The organism is Leptospira sp. WS58.C1, assembly GCF_040833995.1.
GTDB lineage: Bacteria > Spirochaetota > Leptospiria > Leptospirales > Leptospiraceae > Leptospira_B > Leptospira_B cinconiae.
This window is the reverse complement of sequence record NZ_CP162138.1, coordinates 341,225-362,044: the sequence shown is the minus strand read 5'-3', so window position 1 is coordinate 362,044 and position 20,820 is coordinate 341,225. Positions and strand designations below refer to the sequence as shown.

Below are 20,820 nucleotides of genomic sequence, written 5' to 3'. Positions count from 1 at the left end.
TGACTCATGCTGGATCCCCAATCTCCGGAACTCAAGGTAGCGGATTATAACTCGGCTTTACAGTTAACCCAAGCGTTAGAGGCCAGAGGGGATTTCCAGTACAAGGGAATTCATAAATTAGTACTGATCATTGGCGATTGGACGGAAAAGTTTGTAGCGAATAAAATTCTTCCCAGTGCGGAACAGCTCGCAAGAGAACTGACCTTGGATAAGGAAAGGGTAAACGCTTATCTTAGAGAGATGAGTGCACGCCAAAATCCCCCTATCGTAAAAAAGATCTGCATGGTGGATTATAATCCTACCGGAGATTCATCCGACGGAAGGATCGCTTCTTTTCTAAGATTGATCACCGTTTTTGCTAGGCCTTCTCAAACGGATGCGGGTTCTAGCCATAGATACGTGGACGGAGTGAACCAAACTTCTTTCAGTTCCATCCAAAGGTGGGTAAAGGAGAAGAGGCAATTCCCAGGGAAGGAGAGCTTCCAGAAATGGATCTTTGATTGTATTGATAATAATAAATTAAGCGAGACCTATGCTTCTTCCGAGATAGGGAATCTGTTTCAGGATAATTTTGACGTTACTCCTGTTTTGAAACAAACCACGATCAATATTCATTTAAAGCCGGTACTCAAAAAGCTGGTGGATTCCCGAATTCTTTATTTTTTTAGAAACGAAAATGCTCTGAGTCCCGGGAACCGTTCCGTTTTTTATTATAATGTTCAGGACGAGATCATTGCGAGATTGGATGCTTATAAAAAATATCTGAACGAAAGGATCATTCCGGAATTACAAAGGATTGGTGTACTAGGCAATTTTTCCGAACATGATCTTCAGAATACTCGTTCTATTGCAGGACAAGTCCTTCCTTTTTTAAGCCCTGCTTACGGTGACCAAAAAACAGCAGTCGAAGAACTTCTTTCTCTCATCCATTTTGAAGAAGAGGAAAAGGAGAAAAAGGAGAAGGAAGAGAAAAAGGCCAAACTTTCCGAGTTACTCGACTATATTAAATCTGCAAATCGATTAGTGGATCTGAATTATCTTCGCTTCCGGGGGGAACCGATCGAAGAAGAAGTCAAAAATCTGATCATCAACCATGATATGATCTTGAACGCTGATTTTGCGGATAAGAAGGGGCTATATATATTTGTTCTTCATAAGGAATGTATCAGCGGGGCGGTCGAGACTGCTAAAAGGGTTTTTACTGCTACCGGGAACGATAGTGAGATCCGTGTTTTGGCAAAAATGAATATCCGGGACATGATGGAGTCCAAAGAGGCAAGTTCTCAATTTGAGAAGTTGGAATATTCTTCTCTTTTTAAATATCTTCCTTTTATCACCAGATTTTTCAGATCCCTTTTCGGGAATAATAATGTAGTTCATAGATTTGAAGCGGAAGAGATCAGAGCAAGGCTCGCTGCAGAGCAGAATAAAAAGATCCTGGAAGCGAGGACCAAGGTTGCCCAGGAAGAAAAGGTCAAGCTTGCCGAAAAAAGGGTAAAAGACAGAGAAGCTGCCGAGGCGACTGCAAAGGCGAGAGCTGTAGCCGTCGTTGCGAATTCCGAGTCGGGCGCTCCTGCAAGAAGTTCCGGATTGAGCTCGGAGCAAGAGGCAGAGATCAAACGAAACCTTTCCGCAGTTTTGGATGTTTTGGACCATGCTTGGAGTCAGGACGAACTTCCGGACAGGGAATATCTCTTACAAGCTTTAGGCGGAGATATGGACGAAAATACTCTGATCAACTTCCTGAAAAAGAATGCAAAAAAGGAAATCCATTCCTTTATGGTTAGAAATCAGGAAGAGCAGTATTCTTTTCCGATCCTTATTTCGAGAAGGTTCCTGAAAAAGAACGGAAAGGCCTTGCTGGATAAAGCGAAGAGGATCGTGGACGAGCAGAAAAATGCGGGCATGCCGGAACAGGAAAAGTTCGACTTTTATATTTCTTTAGAAGATTTTCTGAACAGAACCCTTCCTAAAATTTGAGCTCGGATCATTGGAGCAATTTTAATAAAACCGAATATACATGAAAAATGAATTAGTTAATTTCAGAAAAACTAAAATTATATGCACGATCGGCCCTGCAACGGCCGATAAAAAAATGATCCAATCCCTTGCGGAAGCGGGGATGAATATCGCCAGATTGAACATGTCCCACGGAAATCACGACTTTCATAGATCGGTTATCCGTGCCATTAAATCTTTGAATAAAGATGTATTAAAACATCCGATCGCTATTCTATTGGATACCCAAGGTCCTGAAATCCGTACGGGGGATTTGCAAGTAGATCATTTGGATCTGAAAGTGGGAGAATCTTTTACCTTCCATATTATCCCGGGAGAAGAGTCCGAAGAACAATCCGTTTTCGTAAATTATCGCGATATCGTAAAAGATCTGAAGATCGGAGACAGGGTCACCGTAGATAACGGTTTGATCAATCTTGTGGTGGAAGAGATCCAAGAAACAGCTCTCAAATGTAAAGTCGTAGATGGCGGTAAACTAGGCTCTCGTAAGCATATCAATCTTCCGGGGATCCGTGTAAATCTACCGTCGATCACTCAAAAGGACCAAAAGGACATTCTTTTCGGTCTGGAAGAAGATGTGGATTTTATTGCACTTTCATTCGTCCGTTCCGCGGAAGATATCCATCAACTCCGCAAGATTATCGAAGATAATAACGGTCATACGGACATTATCGCCAAGATAGAAGACCAAGAAGCAGTGAAAAACATGGTGGAAATCGTGGAAGCCGCAGATGGTGTGATGGTAGCAAGGGGGGATCTTGGAGTGGAACTTCCCATCGAGGAACTTCCCTTGATCCAACGTTCCATTATTCGAGAATGTGCGATCAAAGGTAAACGAGTGATCGTTGCAACTCACCTTCTCGAGTCCATGATCAATAATCCTTCTCCTACTCGAGCAGAAGTCACGGATGTTGCCAACGCAGTTTTTGAAGAAGCTGATGCAATTATGTTGTCTGGTGAAACCGCGGCAGGAAAATTTCCGGTCCGTTGTGTGGATATGCTGCATAAGATTTCGGAAAGAGTGGAGAAGGCGCCAGGGCTTGGGTACGTTTTGGAAAGAGTTCCTTCCAACAAGAAGGAAGAAATGGCCAAATCTGCGGCTATGCTTTCCGATTCCATCAAATCTCCTGCTATTATAGTGATTACCCGGAGAGGAACTACCGCTTTGAATGTGGCTTCCTTCCATCCTAGGTTCCCACTCATCTATGCTTTCACTAATATGACTACGGTTCGACGTAAACTTTGGTTAACTCGAAGTGTAATCCCTTACCGAATCGATTTTTCCAGTGACCCTGAAAAAACGATTAAACTGGCAATTGAGACCTTAAAGTCGAGCGGTCGAGTGAAGGATGGGGACCAAGTGGTGATCTTGTCGGATATTATTGCAGGTGCGGATAGGGTGGAGACGATCCAGATTAGAGAGGTGAAATAGAGTGGTAGGAACTCCAGACTTACTCTGAAGTATCCTCGACTTGTTGGTTTAGCAATTTTAGGACCCAATCTTGAAGCCCGAGACTTTGGAAGGCCTCGATTATCATTCCAGTATAACTAATGGAAGATTGTAATTTTTCGAAACTTAGTTGTACCTGTAATTTTTTGATCTGTAGATAGAGTCTGAGTTCTTCCTTGTTCATTTTGGAAGGGTCTTTCCAGGGAGTGTAATCTTCTCCGGAAAGGGGATTTAGGGAGAAGATTAGATTTTCTTTGGATTTTCGCTTACGCATACGGCGGGAGTTCCTTCACTCTTTACGCTCTAACTTTCCGGATAAGAGCGAAAATGCCTATTAGAGAGATGAAAAGACAAAGACCTCCAGTCCCTAAAGCTGCAGGTAACGGATCTCCTGCAAATTGTCTCTGCAAAAAGAGGAAAAAAGCAGCCAAAAAGAATAAAGCACTTAAACTTATAAAGAAAAGAGCGACCCTGAAGAATATATAGGCTTGGATGCCTAATACAATCTTTTCCGTTGCAATTTTTTTTGCGAGAAGAAGAAGAGTTTCGAAATATTCGGAGATCGAATTGATAAAAGCGAGAAGGTGTTCCTTCAATTCGAAACTTGAAAATGAAGTTCCTTCCTGCTTTTCACTTTTTTCGTAAGGAATTTCTTCCGAATCCTTTTTTTTAGCGGCCAATGGATAATGTCCGTACTATTTTCGTCGACCGATAAGCATACCAATGATCACGCCTATCCCGACTCCGACTCCTAGTCCGATCAAAGTTGCTTTCTGTGGGTTTTCTTTGATATAAGTTCCCGTTTGATCGATAATTTGTTTGGCCTTTTCGCTGGTTTCACCAGTAACTTGCTTTAACTTTTCCTTAAGATCAGATACATGTTCCAAGTATTCCTCCCGGGCCTTACCTGTGATTTGTTTGGCCTTATCTTTCAAAATTTGGAGTTCTTCGCTTAGATTATCACCTTTAGACATAAGAACGCCCTCCAGATACTTTTATGTTAGTATAGCTTATCAATTTCAAGAATTTTACATCTTGAATTCATACAATTGCAAAAATTAAGGACTTTAAATTTGACCGTAGGGATAAATAAGTCGATATATTAGGTCTAACCACCAAACGGATAGAAATTGAAGCGAAAACCATTCCGGTATATGCAAGGTAAAAGGTGGATGGCACATGAATTTTTTATCTAAAATAGCTAAGATAAGAAGAACACAAAGACAAAGAATATACAACAGAGCGTATCGTCAGGCACTGAAACACCTAAAACGAGAATTCAAGGCAGAGGCTGATCGTCACGCACAAGCTGAGAAAGAGTTAGAGAAATATTATCGTAAAGATGTGGACAGTGAGGCTAAAAAAACCCGCAAAAAAATTCAGGAGTTAGAGAATTACAAACTACTTCTGGAAAGGAAGGAAATGGAAATCGAGTCTAAACTCGCCTTTTTGAATGATCAACTGCATAAAATAGAAGAGTTAAAAGCCAGAATGGACGGAGCTGTCAATTTAATGGCACGTGCAGGATCTCTTTCAAATGGTGCAATCGATGATGCGGAGAAGATCAAGCAAGCCTTGAAAAAAGTCCTTTGATTCCGAGGTTTTTATGGGTAATTCTCCAATTTCGCTTTCGATAGAGCAAATTAGGAAGGAACTCCCCGCAACTTGGGAGATAGCAACCGGAGATATAGTTCCGAGAATTGTTAGAGTATATGATTTATCTCAATATCTTGACGGAATCAAAATCATAAAAGCGTTAGCAAATCTAGCTAACGAAATGGATCACCATCCGGAAATTTTCTTTTCCTATCGTTCCGTTAGAGTGGAACTATACACCCACACCTTGAAGGGATTGTCCAGCTTTGATTTGCAATTTGCGATCTCTGCTGAAAATCTTTTAAATAATTTTTAATTTAGAATAGAATTGTTAAATAATAACTTATGTTTTATGCAATTTTTGGCCCATGAGGATCTTTTCTCTTTACTCTAAAATCTGAATTTGCTGATTGATATTCTAAAATCCATAATTCTCGAAAGAAGATCTTTGAATTAAAATTTGCATGTATCGCGGCTTTTACTTGCCAAATGATTTTTTTTGGATTTGAAAAACCTTTCGATTTATATTCTTCCAGTAGTAACACAAATAAATAGCACATTGAAACTCCGTGACTAATGGCGAGACTTCGAAGTTGAGTCCAATCTTCCGGCCTTGGCCTGAAGTTGAACTTTACATATCCATTCTCTTTCGATCTTCCCCGAACGTTCTGATATTTGGTATATATGGATTCGGAATTAATACGTTTATTCGAATGAAAACATTTTTGCTGTCTTGCAAGTGTCTTTCTTAGCAAATTGCTAATCCCATGTTTACGAACATATTTCGATAAATATGGAGGAATTAGAAGCGTAGAGACTTTACGCTTTTTTTGAACTATATTTCCTAAAGAAATGTTCTGGGAAAAGGAACGGTGAAAAACAGGTTTTAATTTTTCCATAAAAAAGACTGGTCTCGAAATGGAAAGGATGAGCGAATTTTTTTGAAGGATTTATAATTTCTGAGAATGATGGAGATTGTTTTAGGAAGGAACTCCCTTTAATGAATCCGCTCTTAAAAGTTTTAGAGCGGATTCTCTACGATACGTGGGAAAAAATCTAATCGATTATTACAATCCCCTCATAGTTATCGGTAAATCTATAACCTATCCCCCATATTGTTTCTATCCATTCCGGTTGGGCAGAATTTTTCTCTAACTTAGAACGAATCCTTTTGATATGGGAATCGATCATTCTTTCAAATCCATCCCATTCCATTCCCCAAACAGCTTCTAAGATCATTTCTCGTGAGAAAACTTTGCCTGGAGAAGTTGCCATCAGCTGTAAAATATCAAATTCCTTTCGCGAAATATTGATCACTTGGTCTTTCAAGGTGACCCTTCGGCGCACTGGATCGATTTTCAGAGAACCTCTGATGATTTCTCCGCCGCTTCCGATATTTGGTTTAATTCCCGCTTTTTTATCCCACCTGCGGAAGAATACATCTACTCTGGTTTTTAATTCCCTTACCGAGAAAGGCTTGGTGATATAGTCATCAGCTCCCAACTCGAGCCCCATTATTCTATCGATTTCTTCATTTCGAGCGGTAACGATAAAAATTGGAGTATTTTCATCAGATCTTCGGACGGTTCGACATACATCCATCCCGTCGATGTCAGGCAAAGAAAGATCTAAAATCAAGAGGTCAGGGTGGTTTGCTTTATAGTATTTTAGCCCCTCTTCGCCAGAAGTTTGAATTGTTGTTCGGTAATGAGCAGAATCCAATGACTTTCGTATCAAATTCCCGATGTCCGGATCATCTTCAATTACCAGAATATTCTTCATAAGCGCCTCAGATGTATTGGATGTTAAATTTAACCTCATTACAACATATTATTCCCACCAAAATTGTAACATAGCAAAAAATGGGATTTTAAATGTATTGATTGGAAAACAAAAATTCGGAAAATGCTATATGTTTGGCGTTTTTGGACGTCCTGAGATTTGGCTTTAATGGCAATTCCAAAGAATTTCGATTTAACGATGTGAAAAGTCCGGTTTTGGGCAGTTTATGAAAATTAGTAATCCTTCTTTTCCACGAAGCTGGGCTCTTATTGCGGTTTCGGAGCCTGGATTGGATGTTCACGAAGTAACCAGAACTTTGGGAATCCGACCGGACTTGTCAGTGAATAGAGGAGTTCCTGCCATTTCCGGAAAATCGATCACCTCCTCACTATGGCAAATTCATTCGAAAAGAGATGCAAGTTCCCCATTGGAAGACCATATCCGAGAATTATTGGAAAGAATAGCTCCTCGTCGCAAGGAATTTCAAAGTTTTTGCGAAAAACATGCAGTCGTACTTTATTGTTCCGTTGAATTTAATAATGGTAGTTTGGAAGAAACGGCATTAAGTGCACGGACACTGTTACTTCTTGGAAATCTCGGATTGAAATTGACCTTTCACGCTTGGAATGTTCCTGAAAGAAGGAGAAGGTCAGAGGATCAGAATTAATTCTTCTAAAGAAAAAGTTTTAATGTATTTCCGAATCGGAGGTTTCGGTTTGGAAAGAATTAATACTCGGTTTTTTTCTCTCAGATCTAGAGCATATTTAATCAATTTTTCTATTACTGTAAATGGCAAGGTGTCGAATTTTGAAATTTCCAATTTTACATGTCGATTTGTTTCATAAAAAGCCATGGCTAAGACAGAATTCAACTCGTTCAATACTTGGTCGTTAACTTCAGCAACGAGTGGCTCAATCTCCACGGCTTTGGACTTTTTCCTTATTTCAAAGTAGCTGTATTTTCGGATATACTCCACAATCGGTTCCCTTTCTAAAGGATTAGTTTACTATTTTGAACAATCGTATTCAAAGATGAATCTGAACAGTTTAGAAATATTGTCATTTCGATCCAAATTTTTACATGCTACGAGAACTTTTTTTCATGAAAAAGGATTCCTTGAGATTGATACACCATCTTTAAAAAAAATCCCTGGAATGGAGCCTTATTTGGATCCATTTATGGTAGGATCTCCTTCTGGAGAGGAGAAAGGGTACTTAATTACCTCCCCGGAATATTCGCTCAAACAAGCTTTATCTTTAGGCGCGGAAAAGGTTTACGAAATCGCACATACGTTTCGGTCAGGGGAGAAGGGGAGTTCCTTCCATACCGCGGAGTTCCTGATGCTGGAATTCTACCAGACAAATATAGATTTACACCAAGCAATGGACCTTTTGGAAGAATTGATTCGGTGGGTAGCTTGCAAGTTGACCCTTCCCCTTCCGGAAAAACAATTCCAAAGAGAATCAGTGAAGGAACTCCTCTCCCAGAGGGCAGGAATACCTTGGGATAGAAACTCATTGGAGCGAAAAATAACCGAATTATCCCTTACGAATCTTTCTTTCGACGGCATGGAATATGAAGACTGTTTTTTTCTAATATTCTTAAACTTATTAGAGCCGAACTTCACTTCGGAATTTCAATTCATTTATGACTATCCTCCTGAAATGGCCGCTCTTTCCAGAATTGAAGATGGAGTAGCAAAAAGATTTGAATTGTATTTCGGAAAAATAGAATTAGCTAATGCGTTTTATGAACTTTTAGACCCGGTGGAACAGAGAACGCGTTTTGAAAAAGAGCAAGAACTGAGAAGAAAGTTGGGTAAGGAAGTTTTTCCTGTTCATGAGGGGTTCCTTCATGCATTGGAAAGAGGTATTCCGGAATGTTCCGGAATTTCGATCGGATTGGATCGTCTTTTAATGGTACTTTTGGGAAGGAACTCCCTCTCGGAAGTTAGCCCATATTGGCGAGAAATTTAAAAACACAGGATTTTATTCTTCTCCGACTTCATTTCGAATCAAGAAAGAGTCATAGACGGTTCGATAATGAATATAGGCCTCGCAAAACTTTTGTTGCACGGATTGTCTATCAAATTAACTTAAGATTCGATTTACCCGAAAAAGGGTTCGTCGACTGAAAAGATCCCAGGCCTATATAGTGTGGACGGAGAATATGACTAAGAAGCAGAATTATTACGTCACTATAAAAGGCAAAAAATATGATCGAGGCCTCATCGAATTAGCGGAGAAGGCTACCTCAGGTAAAAAAGACGGCCGGATCTCAATCGCGGATGCAAAGAAACTGCTTAATGCTGTAAAGGATAATAATACCTACACGGATATCGAAAAGAAAACGATGGAATATGTCCGTGAGAATTTTCAATTTACTACAAAAGCGGATGAATGGTTTCGCACAGAGATCCGCAAGTGGGCCGCAGAAAAATCTTCTCATACTAAATCCTCCCCTCAAGAAGAAGAATACACTTCTCATGATGAAGCGATTAGTCTCATGAGTTCTCAACACGCAGAAGCATCATACAGAGGATATATTCCGACTCCTTCGGCAGGCCAGGCAAAAAAGCAGAATCAAATTCCTGTTCTCGTCCTCTCTCTTCTTATTCTAGCAGGGTTTGGAATAGGAATCTATTTTGCATTCCGAAACAATGGAAAGAGATCTATTAGTCATACCGAAGAAATTAAAGAAAGTAAATCTAAGCAACCGGCTGAGAAGAAAGAGAGTCCTTCTTCGGAAAAGGGAAATATTTTTGGCTTCTTCTCTCAGAAACATGAACCTGTGGATCTTCCTGGGAAGGACGGGGAGCTTGTTTCTAAAATCCAATCTTCCCCGATCCTTTTCGATAAAAATGATATAAAGGTGCCTCAGTCACAGAGAAGGATCCTGGATTCCCTTACTCTTCTTCTTAAAAGAAATTCGGGAGTGAAGGTCGTGCTGATTGGACACGCTTCTTCCGAAGGAACCGAAGAGGTGAATTTGAAAGTTTCCCAGCTCAGAGCGGAAATGGTTAGGGATTATTTATTGGGCAATGGTTTGGAAACTTCTCGTTTCATTTTGGAAGCAAAAGGTTCTCAGATAGTTTCTTCTTCCGAAAGGAAGGGACAAAGTCCTGAAAAAAATAGACGAGTGGATATCCAAATCGTCAAGTGAAAGGGGAGTGATCTCCTTTTTCTGTTTTCTCTCAATCTTTGGTAGGAACTCCAGACACTTCTCCACATTCTCCGTCTAATCAAATAGTAAACGGATATTCCGTATTTTTAAAATTGTCCTTTTGGCGGAAAAATCCTATACAAGCACCCCGACCCTAAGAGACGATGAAACCATCATCGGAGATGACAATGGCATTTGATATAGATATGATTCGTGCCCGGTATGAAAAACTCGGGACCCTGGTTAAAAAAGCCAGAGAAGTGGTCGGCAGACCTCTCACTCTGACCGAAAAAATTCTTTACTCCCACCTCTGGGAAGGAACTCCCTCCTCCAATTTCGAGAGAGGAAAGTCTTACGTTGATTTTGCCCCGGACCGAGTCGCAATGCAGGACGCAACTGCGCAGATGGCCTTATTACAATTTATGTCAGCAGGTAGAAGTAAGGTAGCAGTTCCTTCCACTGTGCACTGTGACCACTTGATCACTGCGAAAATCGGTTCCTCCGAGGACTTAGCGACTGCCTCCACCGAAAACAAGGAAGTTTACGACTTTCTTTCTTCCGTTTCCAACAAGTATGGGATCGGATTCTGGAAACCGGGAGCTGGTATTATCCACCAAGTAGTATTAGAAAATTATGCATTCCCTGGGGGAATGATGATCGGCACCGACTCACATACGGTGAATGCCGGTGGATTGGGAATGGTTGCGATTGGGGTCGGGGGAGCGGACGCTTGTGACGTGATGGCTGGTCTTCCTTGGGAGCTCAAATGGCCTAAATTGATCGGAGTGAAACTGACCGGAAAACTCAACGGCTGGACTTCTGCAAAAGACGTTATCTTAAAGGTAGCGGGGATTCTCACCGTAAAAGGTGGAACAGGGGCAATTGTAGAATATTTCGGTGAAGGAGCTTCATCTCTTTCCTGTACCGGAAAAGGTACTATCTGTAATATGGGGGCGGAAATCGGAGCAACTACCTCCACTTTCGCTTATGACGAGTCCATGGAAAGATACCTTCGCTCTACCGCAAGAGCGGATATCGCGGATCTGGCGAACGGGGTGAAGGAACACCTCACCGCAGACCCGGAAGTATACACAAACCCTGACAAATTCTTCGACCAAGTGATCGAGATCAACCTTTCCGAGTTGGAGCCTCACTTGAACGGACCTTTCACTCCTGACTTGGCGACTCCGATTTCTAAAATGAAAGAAGAAGCTAAGAAAAACGGATGGCCTACTAAAGTAGAAGTTGGTCTGATCGGTTCCTGCACTAACTCTTCTTACGAGGACATCGCTCGCGCTGCTTCTCTTGCGAACCAGGCTGCGGAAAAATCCTTAAAGCCAAAGGCTGAGTTTACGATCACTCCCGGTTCCGAGCTCGTTCGTTTTACGATAGAAAGAGACGGGTATATTAAAATTTTCGAAAAGATCGGGGCAAAAGTTTTTGCAAACGCTTGTGGTCCTTGTATCGGAATGTGGTCCAGGGTAGGAGCGGAGAAGAAGGAGAAAAACACAATTGTTCACTCTTTTAACCGCAACTTCCAATCTAGGAACGATGGGAACCCGAACACTTTTGCATTCGTAGCTTCTCCAGAGCTTGTGACTGCACTTGCGATTGCTGGAGATCTTACTTTCGATCCGAACAACGACACTCTTACCAATGAAAAAGGGGAGAAGGTTAAATTAGATCCTCCGAACGGAGACGAACTTCCTAAAAAAGGATTCGATGTGAAAGATCCCGGTTACCAAGCACCTGCGGCCGACGGTTCTAACGTACAAGTGGTTGTGGATCCGAAATCAAATCGTCTACAATTACTTGCTCCTTTCATTAAATGGGAAGGTACGGATCTAAAAGGTTTGAACCTTCTCATCAAAGTAAAAGGAAAATGTACGACCGATCATATCTCTATGGCAGGTCCTTGGTTGAAATTCAGAGGACATTTGGATAATATTTCCAATAACCTTTTGATAGGAGCTACGAACATCTTCAACGAGAAGATCAATAGCGTGAAAAATCAACTGGACGGATCTTACGATGAAGTTCCCAAAGTACAACGCCAGTACAAAGCTAAAGGCATCGGCTCCATAGTGGTTGGAGACGAGAATTATGGAGAAGGTTCTTCCAGAGAACACGCTGCTATGGAGCCAAGATTCTTGGGAGTAAGAGCAGTGCTTGTAAAATCATTCGCTCGTATTCATGAGACAAACTTGAAAAAACAAGGAATGCTTGCTCTGACTTTTGCGGATAAGGCGGATTACGATAAGATCCAGGAAGACGATAAGATCGATATTATCGGACTTACCGATTTTAAAGAAGGAACTCCTCTGACTTTAGTTTTACATCATAAAGACGGAAGTAAGGATGAATTTAAAGTGAACCACACTTATAATGCACAGCAGATTGAATGGTTTAAGGCAGGAAGTGCTTTGAATTTGATCGGCGGCAAAAAGTAAAACTTTTCCGAAGAAAGCCGAGGCCTTTAATATTGGTCTCGGCTTTTTTATTTGGAGTCCGGTTTTAGGCCTTTCTGTAGGATCCTCACCATCTCTTTAATAGTGGCCTTGATTTCCGATTCCGGAATTTTATAAACTACCTGGGCCATAAATCCTAACGCAAAGGTCAAAGAAGAAATCCCGAATGCAACCGATTTCAGGTCCGCTTTAGGGTCGATCTCTCCCCCCTTCTTAAATTTTTCCAGCTCATGGATCATTTCAGGGAGAGCCTTGGTATAAATTTTAGTCTGGATAATCCTACTAACGTCCGGATCTAGGATGATCCTACTGACTGCAACTTTCATGAAGTCGGAATAATGTTTGAAATCGGAACATCTTTCCATGATGGACTCGACCAAGGCCTCATCCAAATGAAGTTCCGGCTTGGTTTCTACTTCTTTCTTTCCTGCGGTAGAATCGCCCAGGTCATCGGTTCGCGTTAGGATAGCTTCTAAAAGGCCTTTTTTTCCGCCGAAGTAACGCATGATAAGCGCCTCGTTTGCTCCCGCTGTCTTGGCGATATCCTTAGTGGTAGCTGCATCATAACCTTTTTTGGCAAAAACTTGTATCCCAGCTCTCATCAAAGCAGTCTCGGTTGCTTTTCGGTCCCTTTTTTTAGGGCCCTTATGAGAACCGTGTGCACCTGCCTTGGATGCTTTCGTTTTTTTGACCTTCTTTTTAGGGGTTCGAACCATCTAACTGCCTATATAGGATGTATCCCGACCTTTGACTAATCAGCCAAGCGCATTTTTACTTTTTAGATCAACTTTACTCTTGCTTGTTCCGTTTATTTTCGCAGTATGGCGATAAGTAAGTAAACGATTACATGTGGACTTATCGATCTGTTTCGATCTGAAACTTCGAAAAAAGGGAACTTTCTTCAAATTTATGGTTTGGAATTCGTTTTTTAAAAAAAGCTTAAATGAGGATAAATTATTTATTTTTTTGCTCATTTTGTTAAACGTATTCCTCCTCCTTCCCGGATCCGGTGGAAATACGATCTTGACCCAAGGTGACGAAGCGATGCATATCGCCACAATCCGAGAAAGTTTAACTTCTTCTTCCTATCTTTTCCCTAAATTTGAAGGTGTTTTAAATCTCTACAAACCGCCCGCGTTATTTTGGCTCGGAATTTTTTCGGACAGACTTTTGGGGGTCAGTTTTTTTGCGGAAAGATTTCCTTCTTTTCTACTTTTTTTCGGATCTTCCGTCCTAATTTACTTAGGAATTAGAAGGGCAGGTGGGAGTTCTAAACAAGCGTTCACAATTTCTGCAGCTTACACTCTAACCTTGGGAGTGTTCAAATTTTCCAGATTGGTGATGATGGAGTCCTTATTGACATTTTTCATCATTTTGGTCTCGATCACGATCTTAGAATTCAGACTTACTAAAAAACGAATCTGGTTATTTATGGGAGGCCTCTTCTCCGGAATTGCAATTTTGGTCAAAGGTCCCGTGTTCCAAGTTTATTCCGGAATTATTTTAGGTTCCTATTCCGTAATCGGAATTTTTCTGCTTCACCCAAATGGGGAATGGGCAGGTAAGAAAAGAATAGGGAAGGAACTCCTTTCTCATCTCATCTTCCATTTTTCTTCCTTGATCATTCCTGCAATTTGGATACTTGTCCTTCTTTCTTATTCGGAATTGGGGAAAGAATTCCTAACGATCTTTTTCTTCACGGAGAATCTCGGAAAATTTTCAGCTTCCACAGCTAACCAATCTGAGTGGATTATCCCGCTCGGATTCTTACTTTATAGTTTTCCTTTTAGTTTGGCCGTTTTTTCCGGATTCTCTTCTAAATTATTCCAAAAGCCGAAATCTGTAAGAGAAACGATCGGGAGTTCCTACCTCTGGGCAATTCTTACCGTCTGCTTGGTTCACCTGGCACCAAACCGTAAGGATTTTTATTACCTTCTTCCTTTGATCCCTTTGGCTTTTTTGGGAATCGGATTATTCTTCATTAGAAAAAAGGAATATCAATTCTCGAAAATATTGTTTCTGAATTTCTTTTTCTCGTGCGGGATCGGGGTTTTGATCCTGGTTGGCATGTGGGGTTTCGGGGTTCTATTGGGCCAAAGTATCTTGGCGGAATTTGTATTCACTGCATTTTTACTTTTGATTTTTGTATGGGGAAGAAGGGTTCGATCGCAAAGATTAGGAGTTCCTTCCATTGTTGTCCTGAATCTGGTGCTCGCAGCGGGCTTACTCTCTTATATCCAATTTTCTATTCTTCCCAGAGTGAACCTAAGCGAGGTGCCGGAAAAGGGACCTTTCACAAGCGCAAAACAGATCTGCATCGTTTCGGAAAATCCTTGGACAGCGCTTACTTTTAGGAACTCACTTCCAGGAGCCGATATCATCCATTCCGTTCCAGGTGCGGATCGAAATTGTGTGGATGGGAGGAGATTCCTAGTCTTTTTTCAGGAGCCGATCCGGATCCCTTCCGGATACCGACTTATTCAGACCCAAACTGTTTGGAAAAGAGATGTCACCCTGCAGGAACTCCTGGGCCCAAACCAAGGAAAAGAATTGATCTATTTTTATGAGCCTTCTTGGAATAAGAATTCCGAATCGGAGAGTCGATGAGCCCAATCTCTTTCAGAAAAATTTTCCCGTATCTTCCCATTTTTGTTTTGGGTCTGGCCGTGGGCACGTTTATCGCCTTTAAATATTCCAGAGGAACTGTGGTCCAGTCGGGAATGGAATGGGAAGGAAAGGAAATCTGCCTGGATTATTGCGATAATCTTGCGAAATGTACGAAAAAGGAATATCCCCAAACTTCGGAAGATCAATTGTATAAGGTGGAAAATGCCTGTTTAAGAGGTTGCAGAAAACATTTCGATAAAATGCAGGTATGTCTCCAGCCGGACAAAATGGTAAGTTGTTCCGAATTAACCTCCTGTCTGTTCGGAGAATTAAAAAAGTATTATTAAACCTTTTTTAATATTTCCCTTTCCAGAAACGATTCACTTTTTTTACGTAATCTTTCGTTTCCTTGTATGGAGGGATCCCTTCGTATTTTTGGACGGCACCTGGTCCGGCGTTATAAGCCGCAAGCGCCATATCCGTATTTCCGAACTTCTTCATCATATCCGCGAGAAACTTGGTCCCACCGGCAATATTTTCTTCCGGATCAAAAGGATTCTCCACTCCTAAAATGTCCGCCGTGCCAGGCATAAGTTGCATAAGACCGATCGCGCCTTTCGAAGAAACGGCATTCGGTCTAAAATTGGACTCCGCCTTGATCACAGACTTGACGAGATTCGGGTCCAGATGATTTTTATAGGATTCCCTTTCTATAATACTAGTTAGGTCCCTAGGAATTGGATCGTTCTCTTGGGAGAAAATTCCCTTCATTTTGGCGTCCAGTTCTTGGGAGAATTCTGACTCGATCTTCTTAGGTGTAGGATCTCCTTCCTGAGCAGGAGATCTTGGCTGAAATCTCTCGGTAATTCCCTGGATTTCTTCCATTCTGGAGACAATTCTACGATAAGATTCTAAATCATCTAACTTCATACAATCCTCAGGAGTTCCTACCTATGCCGAAATGGCTAATCTTCACGTCCTTATTATGTCTCTCGGAAGAAAACCAGGATCCGTTTAGTCTTTTTTGCAGCTTTTAGAAAGGAAATCCAAGGGTTTCTTGAAAAAACCCGCGGCCTAAGAACGATAGACGGGCGTGATAGAAATAGAGATAGTCACAACACCAAGGCTCACAGCATTTCCGGTATTTCTAGCTTTTAGTCGGGGATACTTTGAGGAAGAAGACGTACTCGTCAGAGTCCGTGCACTCAAAAGTTACGAAGCAGTTCTTGCTCACTTGAGAGAAGGCCGGGCAGAAGCCGGAGAAATTCCTTTCACGGCATGGATGGACCAACAACTACGAAAAACCTCTCCTCATTGGACTTTTTATCGAGGAGTCATTCTGTCTTGTTTGGTGCATGGATTTTATTCGGCATCTTACATGGAAGCGGAGTCCATCCGGGATTCCTATCATAGTTTTTTACCCATCTTACACCCTTATTCCTTGGATAGATTCGTAGCGGAGGAATTTTTTCGCTCCGAAAATTATCATCGCAGAAAACCGGTGCCTTATCTTACTACAAGGCCTACGTTACTCGCTCATGAGTTCATCCGTGCAGAGTGTTTGGGAGCTGCCGCTTCTCTCCAGGAGTATCCATTTTTTGGGGAGAAGGGTTACTGCCTCACAGTGGAGAACGAGATCCCTCCATATTATCTTCCTACGAATATGCTCGTATTTACCGGAAGATTTGCTTCTAAGTTTCCGGAGGAAGCAAATAGGGTTTCCAGGGCGATCAAAAAGGCAATGGAGGATCTTGCCAATCACGTAGCATACGAAGGGGATTCGTTTGTAGCGGATTGGGTAGGCCCTTGTCCTTGGAGACCAGGAGAGCTGGACGGGTTTTATAGAAGGCCCGTTCCGGAGCTTGGAAAAATTTTATCGGGAATGCCTTCCTTCGAAGATGTCCGGTTCGTGACGGAAATGTACGGAAAAACGTTTCCGGGTTTGGATGGAGGAAAGAAGGTCTTGGAAAATCTGGCCCATTCGGTTGCCGACAATCCTTTCCCTAAATTTCCATCTTCGATTACACAAACAAATTCGAAACTCTATCATAGTTATTATTCCAACGGGAAAACCAAATTAGGGAATTTTGTAAAAGATATTTCTCCTCTCAGAAGTCTGGTCTCCGAAATGAAAGAATTGGCTCTTTCTCTTTTTTTAGGAAGAAGAGAAGTTTCTTTGGACACACAACTGCCCAAAAGCCCGTACCTTTTTATACGTTCCACGGTGAACGCAATATTAGATTATTTGAATCAAGAGATCCGTGACATAGAGGAAAAGAACAAAAGGCTTTCCGAAGATAATTATCTTTTGGAAACTAGGCTGGATATAAGCGATCTAAAACGCCAAACCACCGAAGAAAGATACCGTTATATGTTCGAGTTTGCAACCGACGCGATGATCATCGTGAACGCGGACACTAGAATGATCGTGGATGCCAACAGAAGGTTCAGGGAAGTTTCCGGGTACCAAACCTCCGAGATTAAAAATATAAGGTTAGCAAGGGTCCTCCCGGATATTTTAGAACAAACGGAACTGAAATCTCCGGGAGGGAAGGACCAAAACATGACTTTCATTCCGGAAGCGGGTTTGATCCTAAAAGACGGGACAAAATTTTCGGTGGGACTTAGTGTGACCGGCTTCAGTGCGGAGACAAAAAGATTCTATCAGATCCAAGTAAACGATAACGCGTTAATTTTGGAATCCGAGAAGATCAAACACGAGTTCATATCCAATATATCTCATGAACTTAGATCTCCAATGACGAATATCCAAGGATATTTTGACCTTCTGTTCGCTGATGAACAACTTTCCTTGAACAAGGATCAGAAGGAAATGACGGATGTAATCCGTAAGAACGTAAGAAGGTTGAATTTCCTGATAGATAACCTTCTACAATTGGAAAAGAAGGACTCTCAAACTTCGGAAGAGATGTATGAGATATTTGATCCGTTGACTGTGATCGAAGAAGTATTATATATCAATTCTCCTTCCGCGTCCGAAAGCGGACTAACGGTTACTACTAATCTTTCGGAAGGTCTAAAACTAAAAGGAGTAAGATTCGAGTTTTCACAGATCATAACGAATTTTTTCGTGAATGCCATAAAATATACGGAAAAAGGCGGAATCGACGTCTCACTTAGAAAAATTTCGGATAAAAAAGTAGAGGTCCGATTTACTGACACCGGGATCGGTATAGATCCTAAATACAAGGAACTGATCTTTGAAAGATTTTTTCGAGTCCCGGACCAAAGAAACAGAACAGTGGGAGGCACCGGACTCGGGCTTTCCATCAGTCGTACATTGATCAATAAAATGGGGGGAGAAGTCATCTTAGAGCCGAACCAAAAAGGTGGCAGTATTTTTAAGGTGATTTTACCTTTGTATTCTGAATGAACCAAAAAAGAACGTATTTAATCCTATTTTTACTTACTGTTTCCTTGATCGGAATTTTTTATCTTCTATTTCCGGGAACTTCCACAAACGAAAATACAAATTACCAAGGTGGTCTCTCGGAGGAGACCTTGACTCAAAAAGAAAACTCCTTATTCGAAGGGGGGTCTTTCTTGGATTTTTCGGGACATGTAGAAGAGACTGTATCTGGACCTGTTGCGATCGTCGGGGAATCGGGCTCTAAACCTAGTAAAACAAAATCTTATCTGGAAAGTTTAAGTCCGGAAGAAAAGGCCAAATTATACGATCAACTTTACGAGAAGTTCAAACCTCTTACCGAAAAATTTCCGAACAATTCTCTCATTCCTAAAAAACTATCGGAAGAAGAATCCGCTAAAAAGAAAGAGAATGAAGACCGTTATTACAGGATCCAAAGGGAAATTTTAGAAAGAAAGGATGTCTCCAAGGAAGAAATGTCCTTCTACCTGAATACAAAACTAAAAAGATCCGACGATATGTTGGAGATCCTAAAATATGGAATGGAAAATTATCAAAAGTTAGTCGGCGAAAACCCTAAAAATGCCAATCTAGAATATGAGAAACTTCTAAAGGAAAGATTGGATGGACTTTCTAAAAGTAGGGAAGAAGTAATTTCCGCTCAAAAAGGGAACTAGAAGTCCTAAAGACCTTTACGTTTTCTTTTTGAAATTCTTTTCGTTTGAACGATTTTTGATTTTTTAGCGGCAGGTTTTTTGACCGAAGGTAGTTTCATTTTGTTCAAAGTATGGATTAAATGAACGAGTTCTTCCTGGTTCAAAACGGAAAGGATGGAAATTACCTTTTGAAAGCCCACCTGTTGTAAAAGACCGACTGCATTTTTAGTTCCTAATGCTTTCAACAAAGCGGGGATCTCCGAGATGGATCTTTTACGGATCCATTCGGCACATTCTTCCGGGGTTAAAGCCTTGGTTAAAGGAACAAAATCTTTTACCGGCAGAGCCTTGGTCAGTTCCAGGAAAGAATCTATACCGATAGAATTCAAATAATCGATCGCAGAATCCGGACCTATATGAGTTAAGATCTCTACGATCGTTTTAGAGCCTATCGTGTTATTGATCTTAGAAACATCTAAAGGAGAAATGGATTCCGCTAAAAATTGCAGGTCTTTCAGGCCGAGGTGTTTTACATAGTATACCAGATCGGAAGGTACCGTGTTTTGGATCAAATCCACTAAAATGGATTCCTGAATAGACTGTAAAAGGGTTACGATCTCTTTTTCACTCAGATGTTGGCTTAGGTATAAAAGCCTCTTATGATCCACCTTTTCCGAAATGGAAAATAACGCCTCATAACCTAGATTACGGAATAACTGAAAGGATTTCTGAGGCCCCAGTTTATCCAGGTATTCTAATGCGTTTTGGATGGTGGATATTACCTTCTTCATCCCAAAATATCCGAGAGCAGATCTAGAACTAAAGGAGAGAGTGATCTTTTCCTGTGGACCTTTCTGATATTAGATGCCGTATCTTCCGCGATCTTACTGATCCATAGATCCAATTCAGGTTCGGAAAGTCCTATAAACTCTTTCAAAGTTTCTTTTCTATAATGATTCAGTAATGTATCTCTACTTACCGAGTATAAATTTTCCAAGGCTCCGCGGACTTTTTCATCGCTTGCGATCGCTCGTCGGATCCGATCCGTTCCTGCACCGAATCTGGAAGTTTCCAATCGTCCTAGATCGTTAAAGCCCGTTTGGAAAAGGATTTTCAATGTGTTTCGGATCACTGCTTGGATCTCTTGGGTTCCGGAACCGATGGAAACAAAGTCCGCAATTCTTTCCGTAAACGTAGGTAATAGCGAAGATAAAAATTGAGAGATCTGTTTTTCCAGACCGGCGGCTTGGAATACACCATGTAAAGGATTTATCTTTTTATGAAATTCATTCAGGACTTTCTCCAATCCTTGGGAGAAGATCGCTTGGACTTCCGGCTGATTTAAGATTCCTAGGATCAGATTTTTAGAAGGCGCCGCTTGAGTTCCCGCGATAAATTCCACGATAGAATCCATGGATTCTTCCGATAGGAACTCATCCGCAGAAGTGTAGGGGAACGCTTTTTCTATTGGAAATTCTTCGGCTAAAACTTTTAACTTTTCTTCCGGCAGACGGACTAGCCCCAAAACGGAAGGAGAGATGGCAAGATCTTCCGGGAAAATTTCCTCTAAGCTGGATCTAAATAAAAAATGTAAACTTTTACGTATGCTAGTTTCCAAGGCTCCGGGTTTAGTGATCCAGTTCTCTACCCTAGTTTTACGGGAAACGAATATTTTCCAAAATGCCAAAAGTA

General features: G+C 41.3%; 21 protein-coding genes. 12 read left to right on the top strand and 9 right to left on the bottom strand.

The window, feature by feature from the left end:
- Nucleotides 1-6 precede the first annotated feature (6 nt).
- Together AB3N61_RS18960 and pyk are read left to right on the top strand one after the other, a co-directional pair.
- On the top strand, nt 7-1,980 hold the full coding sequence (locus AB3N61_RS18960; protein WP_020770009.1) for a hypothetical protein: 1,974 nt from the start codon (nt 7-9) through the stop codon (nt 1,978-1,980).
- Between the two features lie 40 nt (nt 1,981-2,020).
- On the top strand, nt 2,021-3,451 hold the full coding sequence (gene pyk, locus AB3N61_RS18955) for a pyruvate kinase (protein ID WP_020769945.1): 1,431 nt from the start codon (nt 2,021-2,023) through the stop codon (nt 3,449-3,451).
- Nucleotides 3,452-3,470: 19 nt separating this feature from the next.
- Here pyk and AB3N61_RS18950 read toward each other — a convergent pair whose 3' ends face one another.
- From AB3N61_RS18950 to AB3N61_RS18940, 3 genes are read right to left on the bottom strand one after another with little or no spacing between them, the layout of a single operon-like run.
- Nucleotides 3,471-3,743 carry a hypothetical protein gene (locus AB3N61_RS18950; RefSeq protein WP_367899250.1) on the bottom strand — a complete coding sequence of 91 codons (273 nt, stop codon included), beginning with the start codon at nt 3,741-3,743 and terminating at the stop codon, nt 3,471-3,473.
- 22 nt (nt 3,744-3,765) lie between these two features.
- Nucleotides 3,766-4,149, bottom strand: a complete 384-nt coding sequence (locus AB3N61_RS18945; protein ID WP_367899249.1) for an LBF_4227 family protein — start codon at nt 4,147-4,149, stop codon at nt 3,766-3,768.
- Between the two features lie 15 nt (nt 4,150-4,164).
- Nucleotides 4,165-4,443: a DUF883 family protein gene (locus AB3N61_RS18940; protein WP_100769225.1), complete on the bottom strand. Its 279-nt coding sequence runs from the start codon at nt 4,441-4,443 to the stop codon at nt 4,165-4,167.
- 205 nt (nt 4,444-4,648) lie between these two features.
- On the opposite strand from AB3N61_RS18940, the gene AB3N61_RS18935 reads away from it, so the two are divergent.
- Both AB3N61_RS18935 and AB3N61_RS18930 read left to right on the top strand, forming a co-directional pair.
- Entirely contained in the window at nt 4,649-5,062 is a 414-nt protein-coding gene (locus AB3N61_RS18935; protein WP_020769974.1) for a hypothetical protein, read from the top strand.
- Nucleotides 5,063-5,075: 13 nt separating this feature from the next.
- The gene (locus AB3N61_RS18930) at nt 5,076-5,381 is read left to right on the top strand and encodes a 4a-hydroxytetrahydrobiopterin dehydratase (protein ID WP_367899248.1); all 306 of its coding nucleotides are present in this window, start codon (nt 5,076-5,078) and stop codon (nt 5,379-5,381) included.
- 34 nt (nt 5,382-5,415) lie between these two features.
- Here AB3N61_RS18930 and AB3N61_RS18925 read toward each other — a convergent pair whose 3' ends face one another.
- Together AB3N61_RS18925 and AB3N61_RS18920 are read right to left on the bottom strand one after the other, a co-directional pair.
- Nucleotides 5,416-5,964, bottom strand: coding sequence for a DUF1564 family protein (locus tag AB3N61_RS18925; RefSeq protein ID WP_367899247.1), 549 nt, complete (start codon nt 5,962-5,964; stop codon nt 5,416-5,418).
- A 157-nt stretch (nt 5,965-6,121) separates the two neighbouring features.
- The gene (locus tag AB3N61_RS18920; RefSeq protein ID WP_008588853.1) at nt 6,122-6,847 is read right to left on the bottom strand and encodes a response regulator transcription factor; all 726 of its coding nucleotides are present in this window, start codon (nt 6,845-6,847) and stop codon (nt 6,122-6,124) included.
- A gap of 226 nt (nt 6,848-7,073) precedes the next feature.
- Here AB3N61_RS18920 and AB3N61_RS18915 point away from each other — a divergent pair, with 226 nt between their 5' ends.
- The 4 genes from AB3N61_RS18915 to AB3N61_RS18900 all read left to right on the top strand — a co-directional run bounded on the left by AB3N61_RS18915 (nt 7,074) and on the right by AB3N61_RS18900 (nt 12,459).
- On the top strand, nt 7,074-7,514 hold the full coding sequence (locus AB3N61_RS18915) for a DUF4279 domain-containing protein (RefSeq protein WP_020770002.1): 441 nt from the start codon (nt 7,074-7,076) through the stop codon (nt 7,512-7,514).
- A 364-nt stretch (nt 7,515-7,878) separates the two neighbouring features.
- Complete coding sequence (epmA, locus tag AB3N61_RS18910; RefSeq protein ID WP_367899246.1) at nt 7,879-8,823, top strand: EF-P lysine aminoacylase EpmA; 945 nt, start codon at nt 7,879-7,881, stop codon at nt 8,821-8,823.
- A gap of 193 nt (nt 8,824-9,016) precedes the next feature.
- A complete protein-coding gene (locus AB3N61_RS18905) occupies nt 9,017-10,009 on the top strand; it encodes an OmpA family protein (RefSeq protein ID WP_367899245.1) in 993 nt (330 codons plus the stop codon).
- A 188-nt stretch (nt 10,010-10,197) separates the two neighbouring features.
- Nucleotides 10,198-12,459, top strand: coding sequence for an aconitate hydratase (locus tag AB3N61_RS18900; RefSeq protein ID WP_020770014.1), 2,262 nt, complete (start codon nt 10,198-10,200; stop codon nt 12,457-12,459).
- A gap of 47 nt (nt 12,460-12,506) precedes the next feature.
- On the opposite strand, the gene AB3N61_RS18895 is transcribed toward AB3N61_RS18900, so the two are convergent.
- The gene (locus AB3N61_RS18895; protein ID WP_367899244.1) at nt 12,507-13,193 is read right to left on the bottom strand and encodes a TetR/AcrR family transcriptional regulator; all 687 of its coding nucleotides are present in this window, start codon (nt 13,191-13,193) and stop codon (nt 12,507-12,509) included.
- A 250-nt stretch (nt 13,194-13,443) separates the two neighbouring features.
- On the opposite strand from AB3N61_RS18895, the gene AB3N61_RS18890 reads away from it, so the two are divergent.
- Complete coding sequence (locus AB3N61_RS18890; protein WP_367899243.1) at nt 13,444-15,084, top strand: ArnT family glycosyltransferase; 1,641 nt, start codon at nt 13,444-13,446, stop codon at nt 15,082-15,084.
- Entirely contained in the window at nt 15,081-15,431 is a 351-nt protein-coding gene (locus AB3N61_RS18885; protein ID WP_367899242.1) for a Cys-rich protein, read from the top strand. Before AB3N61_RS18890 ends, AB3N61_RS18885 begins: the two co-directional genes overlap by 4 nt.
- A gap of 7 nt (nt 15,432-15,438) precedes the next feature.
- Here the strand turns inward: AB3N61_RS18885 and AB3N61_RS18880 are convergent, their stop codons facing one another.
- Nucleotides 15,439-16,014: a lytic transglycosylase domain-containing protein gene (locus AB3N61_RS18880; protein ID WP_020769931.1), complete on the bottom strand. Its 576-nt coding sequence runs from the start codon at nt 16,012-16,014 to the stop codon at nt 15,439-15,441.
- 163 nt (nt 16,015-16,177) lie between these two features.
- On the opposite strand from AB3N61_RS18880, the gene AB3N61_RS18875 reads away from it, so the two are divergent.
- Nucleotides 16,178-18,478, top strand: coding sequence for a sensor histidine kinase (locus tag AB3N61_RS18875; protein ID WP_020769963.1), 2,301 nt, complete (start codon nt 16,178-16,180; stop codon nt 18,476-18,478).
- Nucleotides 18,475-19,149: an LIC_20245 family lipoprotein gene (locus AB3N61_RS18870; RefSeq protein WP_367899241.1), complete on the top strand. Its 675-nt coding sequence runs from the start codon at nt 18,475-18,477 to the stop codon at nt 19,147-19,149. Before AB3N61_RS18875 ends, AB3N61_RS18870 begins: the two co-directional genes overlap by 4 nt.
- A gap of 5 nt (nt 19,150-19,154) precedes the next feature.
- On the opposite strand, the gene AB3N61_RS18865 is transcribed toward AB3N61_RS18870, so the two are convergent.
- Nucleotides 19,155-19,919 carry a hypothetical protein gene (locus AB3N61_RS18865; protein WP_020769955.1) on the bottom strand — a complete coding sequence of 255 codons (765 nt, stop codon included), beginning with the start codon at nt 19,917-19,919 and terminating at the stop codon, nt 19,155-19,157.
- Complete coding sequence (locus tag AB3N61_RS18860; protein WP_367899240.1) at nt 19,916-20,815, bottom strand: hypothetical protein; 900 nt, start codon at nt 20,813-20,815, stop codon at nt 19,916-19,918. The genes AB3N61_RS18865 and AB3N61_RS18860 overlap by 4 nt, the downstream gene beginning before the upstream one ends.
- Nucleotides 20,816-20,820: the final 5 nt, after the last annotated feature.

What these genes read in the sequence shown, in the direction of transcription:
- AB3N61_RS18960 (WP_020770009.1), top strand. Translation starts at nt 7, where the DNA reads ATGCTGGATCCCCAATCTCCGGAACTCAAGGTAGCGGATTATAACTCG.
- pyk (WP_020769945.1), top strand. Translation starts at nt 2,021, where the DNA reads ATGAAAAATGAATTAGTTAATTTCAGAAAAACTAAAATTATATGCACG.
- AB3N61_RS18950 (WP_367899250.1), bottom strand. Translation starts at nt 3,743, where the DNA reads ATGCGTAAGCGAAAATCCAAAGAAAATCTAATCTTCTCCCTAAATCCC.
- AB3N61_RS18940 (WP_100769225.1), bottom strand. Translation starts at nt 4,443, where the DNA reads ATGTCTAAAGGTGATAATCTAAGCGAAGAACTCCAAATTTTGAAAGAT.
- AB3N61_RS18935 (WP_020769974.1), top strand. Translation starts at nt 4,649, where the DNA reads ATGAATTTTTTATCTAAAATAGCTAAGATAAGAAGAACACAAAGACAA.
- AB3N61_RS18930 (WP_367899248.1), top strand. Translation starts at nt 5,076, where the DNA reads ATGGGTAATTCTCCAATTTCGCTTTCGATAGAGCAAATTAGGAAGGAA.
- AB3N61_RS18925 (WP_367899247.1), bottom strand. Translation starts at nt 5,964, where the DNA reads ATGGAAAAATTAAAACCTGTTTTTCACCGTTCCTTTTCCCAGAACATT.
- AB3N61_RS18920 (WP_008588853.1), bottom strand. Translation starts at nt 6,847, where the DNA reads ATGAAGAATATTCTGGTAATTGAAGATGATCCGGACATCGGGAATTTG.
- AB3N61_RS18915 (WP_020770002.1), top strand. Translation starts at nt 7,074, where the DNA reads ATGAAAATTAGTAATCCTTCTTTTCCACGAAGCTGGGCTCTTATTGCG.
- epmA (WP_367899246.1), top strand. Translation starts at nt 7,879, where the DNA reads ATGAATCTGAACAGTTTAGAAATATTGTCATTTCGATCCAAATTTTTA.
- AB3N61_RS18905 (WP_367899245.1), top strand. Translation starts at nt 9,017, where the DNA reads ATGACTAAGAAGCAGAATTATTACGTCACTATAAAAGGCAAAAAATAT.
- AB3N61_RS18900 (WP_020770014.1), top strand. Translation starts at nt 10,198, where the DNA reads ATGGCATTTGATATAGATATGATTCGTGCCCGGTATGAAAAACTCGGG.
- AB3N61_RS18895 (WP_367899244.1), bottom strand. Translation starts at nt 13,193, where the DNA reads ATGGTTCGAACCCCTAAAAAGAAGGTCAAAAAAACGAAAGCATCCAAG.
- AB3N61_RS18885 (WP_367899242.1), top strand. Translation starts at nt 15,081, where the DNA reads ATGAGCCCAATCTCTTTCAGAAAAATTTTCCCGTATCTTCCCATTTTT.
- AB3N61_RS18880 (WP_020769931.1), bottom strand. Translation starts at nt 16,014, where the DNA reads ATGAAGTTAGATGATTTAGAATCTTATCGTAGAATTGTCTCCAGAATG.
- AB3N61_RS18870 (WP_367899241.1), top strand. Translation starts at nt 18,475, where the DNA reads ATGAACCAAAAAAGAACGTATTTAATCCTATTTTTACTTACTGTTTCC.
- AB3N61_RS18865 (WP_020769955.1), bottom strand. Translation starts at nt 19,919, where the DNA reads ATGAAGAAGGTAATATCCACCATCCAAAACGCATTAGAATACCTGGAT.